The sequence below is a fragment of the Marinifilum fragile genome (genome assembly GCF_963677365.1).
GTDB lineage: Bacteria > Bacteroidota > Bacteroidia > Bacteroidales > Marinifilaceae > Marinifilum > Marinifilum fragile.
Map to the genome: position 1 here is coordinate 4,666,141 of NZ_OY781962.1, position 15,844 is coordinate 4,681,984.

Here is a 15,844-nt window from a genome sequence, read left to right on the forward strand (position 1 = left end):
CATTTTATGCTTTCTCTAATCAATTTAAAAGAAATTTAGCAGTAATGCAACTGGTATATTTACAGTAAGTTACTAGCAAGTTCAGCCAAGTGACTTCTTTCCCCTTTCAGTAGGTTTACATGTGCAAAAATATCCTGACCTTTCATTCTATCTGATAGATATGCCAAGCCGTTTGATTTTTTATCCAAATATGGTGAATCAATCTGTTCTATATCACCAGTAAAAATCATTTTTGTTCCTTCGCCAGCCCTTGTAATTATCGTTTTTATTTCATGTGGAGTTAGGTTTTGTGCTTCATCAACAATAAAATAAGTGTTTGACAAACTTCTGCCTCGAATGTAGGCCAGAGGTGTAATTTGTAGCTTCTCTTCCTTCAGAAGTTCATCAATTTTAAGATATTCTTTACTGTGAATATTGAACTTATGCTTGATTACACTTAAGTTGTCAAAAAGAGGTTGCATGTATGGACCAATTTTTTCCTTTGCATCACCAGGAAGGTATCCTAAATCTTTATTTGCCAAGGCAACAATTGGTCTTGCCAAAAATATCTGATCGTACATATCGTGTTGGGCAAGAGCTGAGGCTAAGGCTAAAAGAGTTTTCCCGGTACCAGCTTTACCAGTTAAGGCAACCAAAGAAATTTTGGGATCCAATAAAGCATGCATCGAAAAGGTTTGTTCAGCATTTCTCGGATAAATGCCATAAGCATTTGGTTTTTCAACTCGAGTAACTAACTTTTCAACCGGATCGTAATGTGCCAAAGCGCTAGAAGAATTTCCTTTCAAAATAAAGTACTCATGACCAGATTTAAGCAAGTCTACTCCAAATTCTTCTTCAGGAATGCCTTCATGACTGTTGTAGAGAGATGAAATTTTTTCATCATCAAAATTGTCAAGAGTCGTAATGCCAAGACTCATTACATCATCTAAATCCTGAACCTGGTCATTCTTGTAATCTTCAGCAAGTATACCTAACGACTTGGCTTTCATTCTGAGGTTGATATCCTTAGTTACCAAGATTACTTTTTTGCGCTTGTATTGTTTAAAAATGTGTTCAGCTATTGCCAAGATTCTGTGATCTGGAATATTTTCATGAAACGAGGCTTTCATTGTAGGAGAGAATTCCTTTCCTGTCTCAATGTAAAGTGTTCCTAAACCTTTACCAAGCTTAGCTCCATCTTTAAAAAGGTTATCACCTGAGATTCTGTCAAGTTCTCTTGTGAATTCTCTGGCGTGAAAATTTATTAGATCATTTCCTTTTTTAAATTTATCCAACTCTTCGAGAACAGTAATTGGTATAACAACATCGTTCTCTTCAAAATTATAAATTGAATTAAAGTCGTGTAGGATAACGTTTGTATCCAAAACGAAAATCTTTTTGAGTTTTGCCATATTGGGTGTTCTTAGAGGTTAATTTCGACCAATAGATTTAGTCGATTTACAAATGCGATTAAAAAACTGTATCAACTTAAATTGGTTAAACTTTGGTTTCTGATTAAAAATCAGCGAATAAGGCTTTTCTATTTTGAAATATTCAAATATTACAGTCTTTAATAGTTTTAATTTAGCAAAAAATATAGGAAAATCATCCTATGAAATATTTTTTTAAGAATTTTTACTCTTCTTTGCAAAAGATTTAAAATCAGTAAAGATTTTTGAAATGACTTATCAGGAAACACTAGACTATATGTTCACTCAGCTGCCTATGTACCAGCGTACAGGTAAAGCAGCTTACAAGGCCAATTTGGATAATACTTTGGCTTTAGATGCGTACTTTAATCATCCACATAAAAAATTTAAGACGGTTCATGTTGCCGGGACAAACGGAAAGGGATCGGTATCTCATTCTATTGCTTCGGTATTGCAAAAGTCGGGTTTTAAAGTTGGTTTGTATACATCCCCACATTTGCGTGATTTTAGGGAGAGAATCAAGATTAATGGACAGGTGATTTCGGAATCTGCTGTAGTTGATTTTATAGGAAATCACAAGGCTAAATTTGAAGAGTTGAAGCCATCGTTTTTCGAAATGACTGTTGCATTAGCTTTTGAATATTTTGCATCGGAAGAGATTGATATCGCTGTGATTGAAGTTGGATTGGGAGGAAGATTGGACTCCACCAACATTATTTCACCTTTGGTTTCAGTAATTACAAACATTAGTAAAGATCATACCAACCTATTAGGGAATGACATATGTGATATTGCAAAAGAAAAGGCTGGTATTATTAAGCAAGGAGTTCCTGTAGTGATAGGAGAAAGACAAGAATTTGTTGAAGATGTTTTTAGAAATATTGCACGCGAGAGAGAATCAAATATTCTTTTTGCGGAGGATATGTATGAGTTTAGAAATGCTAATATAAATATTGGTAAGCAAGAATTAAGCTACTTTTCGACTCAACAGTTAGAGAATGTTTTAATTGAATGTGACTTGCTGGGGAAATATCAGCAGAAGAATATTAGAACTGCAATTTGTGCATTAGAACAACTAAAATCTCAAGGTCTCAATATTTCAGATGAGAACATCCACTCTGGACTTTCCCAAATTGTAAAGGAAACAGGACTATTAGGACGTTGGCAAGTTTTGCAGGAAAATCCAAAGATTATTTGTGATACAGGTCATAATTCAGCTGGAATTAGAGAAATAATTGAGCAAATAAGGATGACTGATTACAGAAAATTGAATATTGTTTTTGGCTTGGTTGATGATAAAAATACGGATGAAGTATTAAGCCTAATGCCAAAAGAAGCAAATTATTATTTTACCCGTGCGAGTATTCCAAGAGCACTAAATGAGATTAAACTTCAGGAACTTGCAAGTGCTTATGATTTAAGAGGAAAAGCCTACTCAACTGTGGAGGAAGCGTTGAATGCTGCAAAATCAGATGCGGAAATAGAAGATATGATTTTTGTAGGAGGCAGTACATTTGTTGTTGCAGAAGTAGTATAAACAAAAGCAAAAAAATATTGCATCGTAAAAATTTCTGTTTATATTTGCACCTTCAGAGGGCGATTAGCTCAGTTGGTTCAGAGCACTTGGTTTACACCCAAGGGGTCATAGGTTCGAATCCTATATCGCCCACTTTTTATTTGTTAAGTTGTGAAAACTAGCAACTTATCCCTGGCGCCAAAAAATCATTTTTTTAGTAGTACGTAAAAAAAGTAATAGAGAAATTTTTCTTTAATAAAAACTTCTTTATTTTTGTCTTGATTTTGGTATAAGAAATTTACTATGGTTCAATATTCTAAGAAAATTCAGGCGGTTCCAGAACCAACTATTAGACGTATGCCTTCATATTTAGCGTTTGCTGAAGGATTGATGCGTAAAGGTCAGCAATTTGTTTCATCAACTCAAATTGCAAATTATATGAATATAGACCCAACGCAGGTCACAAAGGATTTATCTTACACTAAAATAGTTGGAAAGACCAGGGTTGGATATGAAGTAAAAGCAATTGTAGAAGTTTTATCTGATTTCCTTGGTTTTTCAGTAATGGATAATGCATTCCTTGTTGGTGCCGGTTCTTTGGGATCAGCTTTATTGCATGACAGTGGATTAAATCATTTTGGATTAAAAATTGAGGCTGCATTTGATATAAACCCATCTACAATAGGCCGAAAAATTAATGATGTTGAGGTTTTTCATATCGATCAATTTAGAGACTTAGCTCAGGAATTGAATGTGATCATGGGGATTATAACTGTTCCTGCTGAAAATGCTCAAACTGTAGCTGATTTGATGGTGGCATGGGGAATTAAAGCAATCTGGAACTTTACTCCAGCAAGAATTAAGGTGCCTGATGATATTATAGTTCAGAATACAACTTTGTATTCAAACCTTGCAATTATTTTTAATAAGTTGCACCAAGAGAAGAGAGAAGAATAAGTATTTAATTATATACTAAAAAAGGGTTTTGAAAATTTTCAAAACCCTTTTTTATTTATTTGATGTCAAATTTCTTTTTAGGCATCCTCCAAAATGCGGAAAGCGTGATCTAAAATTGTAGTATCATCGAGTTCAACAATCCCTCCATCAGGGCCTTGTTCAACATGGATTCCAGTACTTTTACCTTCATCAAAATTTGTTCCACCAAAATAATTTCTAACTGTTTCTACGTTTAATTGTAAATCTTCCGCAATCCTTTGCATGCTGCCATCTGGCAAACGATCCTTAATTTGTCTTAGCTCATTAAATGTGATTGTCTTAGTCATATGCTGTATATTTTATTAAGGGTTAGAAATATATTTGCCCTTTAAATTTAATGAAAGAATTTCTTAAATTAAAATTATTAGAATGTTAATTCTTACAGCATTAATTAAAAAGTTAAGGTAAAACTGGTACGTTCATCAGGTACAGAATGAGCTGTAATTGTTCCTCCATGTAGGCGTAGAATTTGTTTTGAAAGACTCAATCCAATTCCTGAACCCTTTGGTTTTGTTGTAAAGAATGGGATAAATACTTTGTCCAAAACTTCTTTAATAATTCCTTGTCCATTGTCATTTACCTGAATTGAAATTCGGCCTCGTGTATTCATGTAGGCCTTTAATTCAATTTTAGGATTTTTGGTATGTTCCACAGCATGAATTGAGTTTTTGATCAAATTGATCAACACTTGTTCAATTAATTGCTCATCGGCCGAAAGTTCTATGGACTGTGGATTAATGCTTATTTCACACTCAATTCCATTTCTCTTGATTTCTTCCTCCATTAATCGATGAATGTTATCGAATAGCTTTTGAACCTGGAAAATGCTGAAATTAGGCTTAGGAATTTTTGTAAGATTACGATAGGTATCTACAAAGTGAAGAAGTCCTGCGCTTCTTTTATGAATGGTCTCCAAAGCCATTTTCACTTCGTTAAGCGTTTCCAAATCTTGTTCTTCGAAACGATTTGTGTTGTTTTCTCCAAAATCATCGAGGATTGTAGTTAGAGTTGTAGATAAGGATGAAATTGGAGTTATAGAATTCATGATTTCATGAGTCAGTACACGAATTAGTTTTTGCCAGGATTCTATCTCTTGCTCTTCCAATTCGTACTGAATATTCTTTATAGATACCAAAATAACCTGACGATTGTTGATTTTAAATTCGGTTGCGTAAACAGCCAATTGTAAAATGTCGTCATTGTCATTAACTTTTATCAAGGTGTTTTCACCATGTTTTAAGCTTAGTAAGGATTCAACCAAATCAGGACTAAAAGTTTTTAAATCCTGAATCATTTTAAGATTACTTATTTGAAACAGTTTTTTAGAAGCATTGTTAATCATCTCAACTTTTCCATCGCGATGAAAAGCTATTAAGCTGATACCAATGTGTTGAATAACTGTTTGCAGATAGAAGTAATGTTCCTCTTTTTCGGCCCTGATTTTTTGAAAATCCGTTATTACTGCGTTAAATGACTCTTGTAATTTGTCGAAAGAACTACCTAATCCTTGTACCTGAAAATTTCTGGTAAAATCTGAATATCGAATGGATTCTAGGAAGTTTTTTAGTAAACGATTTGTTTTTTCAACATACCTAATTATCTCGTAAACTTGATAAATAATGGCAATAAAAGTCAGACTTGCCGTAAAGTATAAACTTTTTTTTGCGACTAGGTAAAATAATAGGAATATTGTTGCTGACAGAACGATAATCCTGATAATAAAGTTAATTCGGAAGCTTTTATAAACCATATTTTTCTAATCTTCGGTATAAAGAGGTTCTTGTTAGTCCAAGTTCGCCTGCTGCTTTAGATATGTTGCCTTTATTCGTTTTTAAAACCTTTTGAATAATATTTTTTTCAACTTCTTCTAGGTTGTAGGAATCGAATTCAACATCATCTTGTTGGTTTCTTTCCATACTTATTTGGAAATCTGATGGTTCAAGATTTTTGTCATCTGCCATGATAACTGCTCTCTCCATTTGGTGTTGAAGCTCACGAACGTTACCAGGCCAACCGTAATCATATAGTTTATTAATACAAGCTTTTGATAAAGGACTTATTCTCTTCTTGTACTTCTTCGAATAAATTTCGAGGAAATGATTTGCCAACAAAGGAATGTCTTCATAACGCTCACGAAGTGGAGGCAGGTCAATTTCTACTGTATTTATTCTATATAATAAGTCTTGGCGATACTTCTCTTCGGATGCCATTTGTTTTAAAGGCATATTGGTAGCACAAATTAAGCGAATGTCGATTGGAATTGGTTTGTTCGATCCAACTCTAATTACCTCTCTTCTTTCTAAAACGGTTAGAAGTTTTGCCTGCATTGGCAAACTTAAATTCCCAATTTCATCAAGGAAAAGTGTACCTCCCGAAGCAATTTCGAATCTTCCAGGTCTGTCAGCTCTGGCATCAGTAAATGCACCTTTAACATGACCAAAAAGTTCGCTTTCGAATAAGTTTTCATTAATTGATCCTAAATCCACACTAACAAAAACTTCATCTTTTCTACTCGAGTTTCTGTGAAGAGCTCGGGCTACCAACTCCTTACCAGTTCCATTTTCACCAAGAATTAATACATTGGCATCAGTTTTAGAAACTTTGGTAATGGTTTGAAATACCTGCTGCATTTCAGGAGATGTACCAATAAAATCATTAAATGGTTGATCTAGAACTGCATTTAATTCCTTTTGTTTGGTTTTAAGTTCGCTAACTTCTTCTTTGGATTTGCGCAATTTAATAGCAGAAGATATTGTAGCTAGTAATTTTTCATTTTGCCAAGGTTTAAGGATAAAATCAGTAGCACCTGCCTTTATTGCTTTAACTGATTTTTCGATATCTCCATATGCTGTAATAAACAAAACTACAGCTCTCGGGTCGATTTCAATTATTTTGTTTAGCCAATGATATCCTTCCTGACCGCTAATCGCATCTTTTGTGAAGTTCATGTCCAAAAGAATAACATCGTATTCTTCTTGCTTCATAAGTTTAGGGATCATTTCAGGATCGGATTCAGTATGTATTAATTCTACATGCTGCTTCAAAAGTAGTTTAAGTGAAAACAATATATCCTCATTGTCATCAATGGCCAATATTTTTCCGCTTTTTTGTGATGTCATAATATCTATTAATTTGTAGGTTCAATTTATTTTGTTTAAATCTGGACTCAAGTTATTACTAAAATTTCAGAAATAAAAAAATGATGTACGTAATCGAACAGTTCGTGTATTAAATTCGTTCAAACTTTGGACAGGATTTTGGTGTTGATTTAGTTTAAGTGGTTGTAATTCAATTTTAAGTTGTGTTTGGCATGAAAGTGGTTATTATTTGGACGTGTTTGAAAAAGGTATATAACAAGTCAAAAAAATATGGATAGAATTATTGAGAAGAAGCCATGGTATCTTCAAAAGAAAAATTGGTATCTGGCTATTGGTGTAATTGCCATAGTTATTCTCTACTCAGCATTTTTAGGAACATCAGGATTAAGTTTTAGAGTAGATGAAGAAACACTTTCGATTGCTGATGTAAAAAACGATTATTTTCAGGAATACATTGCCAGAACCGGTACTGTAAATCCAATAACAACGGTTTATCTGGATGCCATTGAGGGAGGTCGGGTAGAAGAGATTTTACTGGAGGAAGGAAGTATGGTGAAAAAAGGTGATGTTATTCTTCGCCTTAGTAATTCGGAATTGAATTTGCAAATTTTGAATTCGGAAGCAGCTTTTACTGAGCAGGTTAACAGATTAAGAGATACTCGTTTGAGTATGGAGCAAGATCGATTAAATATTAAGCGCAACTTGCTGGATATTGATTTAAATTTAGCGAAGAGTAAAAGACAATATACTCGAAACAAAACTTTTTACGAAAAAGATCTAATTGCACAAGAAGAATTTGAGGCATCAAGAGATGATTATTTTTATCACAAAAAAGTAAGAGATTTATTATTGGAGCGCCAAAAGACCGATTCGCTTTCCAGAACCATTCAAATTGAAAGACTGGAATCGAACTTGAGAAAGATGGAAGATAATCTGGATTTGGTACGAGAAAAATTGCAAAATTTGAACGTAAAAGCACCTGTTAGTGGTCAGTTGGGAGCATTAAATGCTGAACTTGGAGAGTCTAAATCAAAAGGGCAGAGACTTGGGCAGGTAAATGTGCTTGATAATTATAAGATCAATGCAATGGTTGATGAGCTTTATATTGCTAGATTGAATAAAGGCTTAAATGCAAGTTTTAAATTTAATGGGAAAGAATATCAATTGGTTGTATCAAAGGTGTATCCAGAGGTTAGAAATGGTCAATTCGAAATTGATTTGAAATTCGCCAGCGAATTACCTAACGGAATACGAACTGGTCAGACTTTCAGAACGAAAATAGAATTAGGAGAACCAAGAGAAGCATTATTGATTCCAAGAGGAGGATTCTTTCAAAGTACAGGTGGACAGTGGATATTTGTCGTGGATCCTTCGGAAGAATTTGCCGTAAGAAGAGAAATTAAGTTAGGAAATCAGAATCCGAAATATTATGAGGTTTTAGAAGGCTTGGAGCCAGGTGAAAAGGTAATAACAAATAGTTATGAACTGTATGGCGAATCTGAGAAATTACTTTTAAAGTAAACCGATGATTAAAATTTTACTCAATACTGTTATTCGTAATTTGTACAAGCAAAAGGCGTATTCTATAATTAATATTTTAGGATTGGCTACAGGAGTAACTTGTACACTTTTGATACTGATTTGGGTAAATTATGAACTTAGTTTTGACACCTATCATAAGGATGTAGATAGGATATATACGGTTTATGAAAATCAAAAATACGCTGATGGGGATGTTTTTTCCGTGTATTCAACACCAAGCCCTCTTGCGGTATCTTTAAAGGAAGAGTATCCGGAAGTTGAATATTCTTCGAGATTGGTAAGTACATGGGGACAATTGGTATTATCTGCCAATGGAAAAACCGTTGTTGAAACAGGAGGAAAAATTGTTGATCCAGATTTTTTTAAAATATTTTCCATCCCAGTTTTGTATGGTGATTATATAAGTCCTTTGGAGAATGAAAGTACAATTGTTTTAAGCCGAAGATTATCAGAAAAGCTTTTTGGAGATATTGATCCCATCGGATTAAGTATTGAGATCAATTCAAACTATCAATTTGTAGTAGGTGCAGTGGTAGAAAATGCACCGGAAAACTCTTCAATACATTACGATTTTTTTCTTCCATTTAAATTTTTTAAAGAGTATTGGGAGTATGATTTAAACGATTGGGAAGCAAACTCATTTCATACATTTGTAAAGTTGAAGGATGGAGCCAATAGTAAATATTTGGCTGAAAACATCCGAAAACATGTGCAGCAGCGAATTCCATATTCTAACGTAGAGTTAGATTTACAGGCATTTGAGAAGTATCATTTGTATTCGATTAGCAAAAACAAAGCTGGTCCAATTTGGTATGTTCAGGTGTTTTTATTGGTTGCAGTACTAATACTTTTGATAGCTTGCTTTAATTATATGAATTTGGCTACTGCCCGTTCTGAACGAAGAGCCAGGGAAGTTGCAATTCGAAAGGTCGTGGGAGCCCAAAGACGAGGTTTGGTTGGATTGTTTTTAACCGAGTCAATAGTGTTTACAACCATTGCACTTGGGTTAGCTATTGTTTTTGTTGAGTTATTATTGCCTGTTTTTAGTGATCTTACCAATAGAACGCTGACATTAAATCCAGGAAATCTGAAGTTTTTAATCGCAGTAGTTTTAATTGTTTTAAGTACTGGAGTTTTATCTGGGAGTTATCCAGCACTTTTCCTTTCATCCTTTTTACCAATTCAAGTGATAAGAGGTGTGTTTAGGCAAGATTCAGCCATGCTACGAAAAATATTGGTAATTATTCAGTTTACCATGTCAATTACACTTTTTATTTGCACTTGCGTGGTATATAAACAACTGAACTTTCTACAAGATTCTGATGTTGGCTATAACAAGGATAATATAGTGTATGTTGAAATGCTGGATGATTTTTATGAGGAATATTCAGAGCTGAAAAGTGAATTGTTAAAGATTCCGGGCGTGCATTGGGTGACAGCAGCTAACCAAATGCCGGTTAATTTTCTGAACTCAACATGGGATGTGAATTGGCCTAATAAGGAAGAAGGTTCAGAGGAAGTCCTGTTTCAATTATCATTTGTCGATTTTGATTTCCTGGAAACATTTGAAATGGATGTGATACAAGGGCGTGGTTTTTCGAAAGAGTTTGGAGAAGATACATTGAAATTCATAATTAATGAGTCTGCTGCAGAAAAAATGGGCATGGTTTATACCATAGGCGAAAAAATAAGTCTTTGGAATTATACAGGAGAAGTGATTGGAATAGTAAAGGACTTTAATTTTAATAGTTTACAAGTTGGTGTTGACCCTTTAATAATGATGAGAAACCCAAAATCTTTTAAGTATATAGGAATTCGGGTTGGTGAAGATAAAGATCCAATAATCAATAAAATAAGAAAAGTTTGGAATCGGAAGTTTACAAATATTCCATTCAATTATAGATTGTTAGAAGAAGATTTTGATTATTTCTATCAAGCAGAATCAAGAATGGGAAAATTGTTTGCCTCATTCACGGCAATTGCATTTATTATTTCTAGTCTTGGATTATTCGGTTTGGTTTCATTCATCACAGAAAATAAAGCAAGAGAAGTGGCATTACGAAAAGTATTTGGGGCTGATGTTGACAATGTATTCCAGTTATTATATAAAGAAATTTTAAGGTGGATTGTTTTATCAATTGCCATTGCGTGGATCATATCATTTTTTGCTATGGAATGGTGGTTAAATGGATTTGCATACAGAATTGAAATAGGGGTTGGAATATTTGTTCTGGCAGCGGTTCTATCGCTTTTAATTGCATTTCTAACCATTTACAAGCAGATAGCACGTTTGGTTAAAATTGCTCCTGCACATATTTTGAAATACGAATAAATTATAAATAAAAAGGCTATGATTAAAACTAAAAATTTAATTAAAATTTTCCGAACAGATGAGGTGGAAACCACTGCTCTTAATAATGTGAATTTAGAGATCAGCGAAGGTGAATTTGTTGCCATTATGGGGCCTTCGGGATGTGGAAAGTCTACACTATTAAACATTATTGGTTTGCTGGATAATCCAAGTGAAGGAGAATTACATTTTAATGGATATCAGGTAGAAAATTATACAGAGCGTCAAAGAACTAACCTACGAAAGGAAAACATTGGTTTTGTATTCCAAAGTTTTAATCTAATTGATGAGTTAACTGTTTTTGAAAATGTTGAGCTGCCTTTGCTTTATATGAAAGTGTCTGGTTCTGAGAGAAGAAGACGAGTGACTGAAGCTTTGGAAAGGATGAAAATTGCACACAGAGCAAAACATTTTCCTCAGCAATTATCTGGTGGACAGCAGCAAAGAGTGGCTATCGCAAGAGCTGTTATCTCAAATCCTAAATTAATACTTGCCGATGAGCCTACTGGGAATCTCGATTCAGCTAACGGAGAAGAGGTTATGAACCTTTTGACACAGCTAAATGAAGAAGGGACTACCATTATAATGGTTACTCACTCTCCATCTGATGCAGATCGAAGCCATAGGATTATTCAACTGTTTGACGGTCATGTAGTGACGGAAAATATGAGACAAAAATTATAAGACCCCAAGCCCACATCTACTTGTTTCATTAATGGAATTGATATGTTTAAAAATTTCTTAATTACTATTATTCGAAATTTTAATCGAAATAAGTTTTATACAGTCCTCAATGTAGTTGGATTGTCTGTGGGATTGGTATGTGCAATTCTTATTGTGCTATTTATACAAGAGGAATTATCCTACGATAAGTACAATGTAAATCATAAGAGAATTGTAAGGCTGGCATCTGATTTTACGCTTAATGGCAAACGCGACAGAGTTGCTACATCATCTATGCCTTTTGGGCCAACTTTCAAGCAAGATTTTCCTGAAGTAGAAGAGTTTGTTAGAATTCATGGATCGGGGCGACAGCAGTTTCGATATAACGACATAGAATTTTATGAAGAAAGAATTGCGTACGTTGATTCAAGCGTCTTTAAGGTTTTTAGCTATAATTTAATTCAGGGTGATCCTGATAAGGCACTTAGTGAGCCATATACCATTGTTTTAAATGAAACTTTGGCCAAGAGGTATTTTGGTGATGAGGATCCGATAGGAAAAGTTTTAATTGTTGGTGAGAATAACTCTTTTACGGTTACTGGTGTAATGAAAGATATTCCGAGAAACAGTCACTTTAAATTTCGTGGATTTTATTCTATGAAAACTCTCGAATCTATTCGTGGAGTAGAGGAGTTTAATAGTACTGAACCAATAACATTTTGGAATTTTAGTAATTACACTTTCTTGTTGTTGAAGGAGAATACCTATATAGATGCACTACAATCTAAATTTCCTTTGTATTATAATAAGTATATGAAATCGGTGGGCGATAAGTTGGGGGTAGAATATCATCTGATCGTTCAAAAACTTGCCGATATTCACTTAAAGTCAGATCTGCAATGGGATGCACCTACAGGAAATGTTAAATACATATTTATATTATCAGCCATAGCCTTTTTTATTTTATCAATTGCTGGGATTAACTACATGAATATGGCTACAGCTCGTTCATCAAAGCGAGCTAGAGAAGTAGGTGTTAGAAAAGTTGTAGGAGCCCATCGCGATACTTTAATTCGTCAGTTTCTGATGGAGAGTTTATCGCTAACATTTCTGGCATTGATGATTGCGATAATTGTTGTTGAGTTAATATTGCCACTTTTTAATTCTTTGGTGGATAAAGATTTATCACTTTCGGTTAGCGAAACTCCGGAAATATTGGTGTTTAGTATAGTACTAGCATTGATATTGGGAATAGTTTCTGGTAGTTATCCTGCTTTTTACCTGTCATCCTTCCATCCAGCTACTATCTTAAAAGGTTCTACCATAAAAGGAAAAGCGGGAGGATTGCTTCGAAAGCTTTTGGTTATTTCACAATTTACTGTTTCAGCCATAATGATAAGTGGAACTATAATCGTTGGAGTGCAGCTAAATTACATGAATAACAAAGATATGGGTTTTAGCAAAGAGGATGTTTTGGTTAGTATTGTTAGAGATTCATTAATGCGAACCAAGATTGAACCTTTGAAGGATGAATTGCGGAAAAATCCAAATATAAACTCGGTTGCAACGTCAAACTCTCTTATTGGATTTGATGGAGCAAAAACGGTGCATTTGTATGAGGGAGAAGAGGGAATGGAGCAATATGTACTTAATTTTAGTGTGATTGATTTTGATTATCTGGATATGATGCAGATGAAGATCATGCAAGGGAGAAAATTCGACAGGAAAATTGCTTCGGATACCTCTAGCGCATTCATAGTGAATCAGGCTGCAGCAAGAAAGTTCAACTGGAATGAAAATGCAGTAGGTAAAAAGTTGCAATTGGGTGTTGAATTGGAAGGAGAGGAAGATGATGACAATATCATGAAAGGAGAGGTAATAGGTGTTGTTGCTGACTTTCATTATCGACCATTGCGTGAAAATATAGAACCAATCAACTTTTTAGTAAGTGAAAATCCTAGTCATCGAAGAGTTTTGTATGTAAAGCTAAATCAGGAAAACAGAGAGGAAAGCATAAAGTATATTGAAAGTGTTTGGAATAAATTTAGTCCGAAAATGGCCTTCAATTATTTCTTTTTGGATGAAAGGCTGAGAAAGAATTATGATTCTGAAGTAAGATTAACCTGGATATTTTCGATCTTTTCTTTGTTGAGCATTTTAATTGCCTCTCTTGGTTTGTTTGGTCTGTCTTCATTTATGGCAGAGCAGAGAACCAAAGAGCTAGGTATCCGAAAAGTGCTGGGTGCTTCGGTAAATCAATTGGTAAATCTTTTAACTAAGGAGTTTGTTCGATTAATTCTTATAGCAAATGTTCTTGCTATTCCAATTGCATATTGGGCGATGAATTCGTGGCTAAATGACTTTTCATATCGCATAGAAATTAGTTGGTGGATATTTTTCCTTACTCTAGTTGTATCCTTGGTGATTGGCGTATTTACTGTTTCGTGGCAATCTTACAGGGCGGCTTCTGCCGATCCGGTAAATGCAATTAAATATGAATAATTATACCTAACCTAATACCTAATAAACATGAGAGAAATTTGTGTGCCAATTCCGTTTACTGATGATGAACAGGTGGCAGAAGTGGAAGTAAAATTTGCTAATCGAAAAATAAGTGTTCAATATCGACTAGAGTCTTTTTTGTGGGATGTAAGTGATGATTCGAATTTTAATCCTGAGGATGGGATTGCAGAGGATTTGATGAAAATTTACAAGCTTAAGAAATTAATAGCCGATTATGATCCAGCCTGGGAATTGATACAGATATTTACACCTGCCGAAAATTCAAAATACATTCAAGTTTTGTTCCGAAAAAAATAAAATTACCTTGCAGCTGTAACTAATGTATAGGTTGTACGTCATACAATCGATTCAGAACAATAAAAGCTGCGAATATGGAATACCTAAGTAAGATTGTATTATTTTTTTCTTTGTTTTTTACCATTCTATTGAGTGCTTTAGGGATTAAGGCACAAAATTATCCTTGCTATTTATATGGCTCTATAACTACGGTTGATGGAGATGTTTATGAAGGACCAATCAGATGGAATGATGAAGAAGTATTTTTAACGGATGTTTTTAATTCTGAAAAGATAGAAAATCCATATTTGAAATATATAAAGGAAGAAAAAAAGAGAGTAGTTGAATACAAACGAAAAAGAAGAACATCGTGGTATAGAGTGGAATACAGAGATGAGCAATCCTACAGTGCTTTTAATCGAAAATTTGAATGTCGATTTGGTGATATTAAATCCATTTCTATCACAGGAAGAGAATCTGTTAATTTGGAGCTTAAAACAGGAAAATTCATAAACTTATCAGGTGGATCTAATGATGTTGGTAATCAGGTTTGGATTATGGATCATGAACTGGGTTTGCTTAAAATAGATTGGAACAGAATTGATGTTGTAAATTTTTATTCTCCAGAGAAGCAGCCTGTTGAAAATTTTGGAGAACCGATCTATGGTAAAATTACCACTACAATAGGCGAGTTTACAGGCTTCATTCAATGGGACCATGATGAAAGACTACTTCAGGATAAATTGGATGGAGTAAGTCGTGATGGTGATATAGATATACCATTTACCAAAATCAGTAAAATTCAAAAAGAGGAGAATGGTTCAAGAATTACCTTATTGTCCGGACGTAGTTTACTGTTGAAATCTTCAAATGACGTATCACGAAATAACAGGGGAATAATTGTTACAATACCAAATGTTGGACGTATAGATTTTACCTGGAAGCATTTTTTATCTCTTGATTTATTGCCACTTCCCCAAAGTGCAATGACTTGTTTTTCTGAATTTAATGACTCGGAAAGGTTGTACGGTAAGATAACTAACAATGAGGGAGAAACTTTTGAAGGTGTAATTGTTTACGATTTAGATGAGGCAATGGATTCTGAAATTTTAAATGGTTTTAACGATGAACTGGAATTTTCGGTACCATTCAGAAATGTGAAAAAAATTATTCCGAAAGCATACAATTATTGTTTGGTAGAGTTGAAAAGTGGACAAAATTTATTTCTAGGCGACCAAACTGATGTTTCCGGGAAGAATGCAGGTATATTAATTTTTACAGGAAATGATAATTACAAGATTTTTGATTGGGAAGATATACAAGAAATAGAGTTCTTTTAAATTAAGTCGATAAAATACATATAATCGTTTGAAACTATTGAAAAACCTGATTGTTCGAAAGAATGATCAGGTTTTTTAAGCTTTTGATTCTATATGAATTACAGATGTTCGATTTTTATAAATCAAAAAAT

General features: G+C 34.0%; 12 protein-coding genes and 1 tRNA gene. 9 read left to right on the forward strand and 4 right to left on the reverse strand.

What is annotated here, in order from left to right; genetic code table 11:
• Positions 1-59: 59 nt before the first annotated feature.
• Positions 60-1,391, reverse strand: coding sequence for a PhoH family protein (locus tag ACKPCA_RS18995; RefSeq protein WP_321280482.1), 1,332 nt, complete (start codon positions 1,389-1,391; stop codon positions 60-62).
• 268 nt (positions 1,392-1,659) lie between these two features.
• On the opposite strand from ACKPCA_RS18995, the gene ACKPCA_RS19000 reads away from it, so the two are divergent.
• The 3 genes from ACKPCA_RS19000 (at position 1,660) to ACKPCA_RS19010 (ending at position 3,882) form a co-directional block, all read left to right on the forward strand.
• Positions 1,660-2,946 (forward strand): bifunctional folylpolyglutamate synthase/dihydrofolate synthase, encoded by a 1,287-nt coding sequence (locus ACKPCA_RS19000; protein WP_321280484.1) that lies wholly within the window; start codon positions 1,660-1,662, stop codon positions 2,944-2,946.
• Between the two features lie 57 nt (positions 2,947-3,003).
• A tRNA-Val gene (locus ACKPCA_RS19005) sits at positions 3,004-3,078 on the forward strand.
• A 150-nt stretch (positions 3,079-3,228) separates the two neighbouring features.
• Positions 3,229-3,882 (forward strand): redox-sensing transcriptional repressor Rex, encoded by a 654-nt coding sequence (locus tag ACKPCA_RS19010; protein ID WP_054714499.1) that lies wholly within the window; start codon positions 3,229-3,231, stop codon positions 3,880-3,882.
• 77 nt (positions 3,883-3,959) lie between these two features.
• Here the strand turns inward: ACKPCA_RS19010 and ACKPCA_RS19015 are convergent, their stop codons facing one another.
• From ACKPCA_RS19015 to ACKPCA_RS19025, 3 genes are all read right to left on the reverse strand, one after another.
• On the reverse strand, positions 3,960-4,208 hold the full coding sequence (locus ACKPCA_RS19015; RefSeq protein WP_054714501.1) for a hypothetical protein: 249 nt from the start codon (positions 4,206-4,208) through the stop codon (positions 3,960-3,962).
• 104 nt (positions 4,209-4,312) lie between these two features.
• Positions 4,313-5,671 carry a sensor histidine kinase gene (locus tag ACKPCA_RS19020; RefSeq protein WP_321280486.1) on the reverse strand — a complete coding sequence of 453 codons (1,359 nt, stop codon included), beginning with the start codon at positions 5,669-5,671 and terminating at the stop codon, positions 4,313-4,315.
• Positions 5,661-7,040: a sigma-54-dependent transcriptional regulator gene (locus tag ACKPCA_RS19025; protein WP_321280488.1), complete on the reverse strand. Its 1,380-nt coding sequence runs from the start codon at positions 7,038-7,040 to the stop codon at positions 5,661-5,663. The genes ACKPCA_RS19020 and ACKPCA_RS19025 overlap by 11 nt, the downstream gene beginning before the upstream one ends.
• A gap of 249 nt (positions 7,041-7,289) precedes the next feature.
• Between ACKPCA_RS19025 and ACKPCA_RS19030 the strand changes: the two genes are divergently transcribed.
• From ACKPCA_RS19030 to ACKPCA_RS19055, 6 genes are all read left to right on the forward strand, one after another.
• Complete coding sequence (locus tag ACKPCA_RS19030) at positions 7,290-8,540, forward strand: efflux RND transporter periplasmic adaptor subunit (protein WP_321280490.1); 1,251 nt, start codon at positions 7,290-7,292, stop codon at positions 8,538-8,540.
• Positions 8,541-8,544: 4 nt separating this feature from the next.
• On the forward strand, positions 8,545-10,893 hold the full coding sequence (locus tag ACKPCA_RS19035; protein ID WP_321280491.1) for an ABC transporter permease: 2,349 nt from the start codon (positions 8,545-8,547) through the stop codon (positions 10,891-10,893).
• A gap of 18 nt (positions 10,894-10,911) precedes the next feature.
• Positions 10,912-11,595: an ABC transporter ATP-binding protein gene (locus tag ACKPCA_RS19040; RefSeq protein WP_054714515.1), complete on the forward strand. Its 684-nt coding sequence runs from the start codon at positions 10,912-10,914 to the stop codon at positions 11,593-11,595.
• Between the two features lie 42 nt (positions 11,596-11,637).
• A complete protein-coding gene (locus tag ACKPCA_RS19045) occupies positions 11,638-14,076 on the forward strand; it encodes an FtsX-like permease family protein (protein WP_321280493.1) in 2,439 nt (812 codons plus the stop codon).
• A gap of 27 nt (positions 14,077-14,103) precedes the next feature.
• Positions 14,104-14,394, forward strand: a complete 291-nt coding sequence (locus tag ACKPCA_RS19050) for a hypothetical protein (protein ID WP_321280494.1) — start codon at positions 14,104-14,106, stop codon at positions 14,392-14,394.
• A gap of 74 nt (positions 14,395-14,468) precedes the next feature.
• Positions 14,469-15,713, forward strand: coding sequence for a hypothetical protein (locus ACKPCA_RS19055; protein ID WP_321280495.1), 1,245 nt, complete (start codon positions 14,469-14,471; stop codon positions 15,711-15,713).
• Positions 15,714-15,844 lie beyond the last annotated feature (131 nt).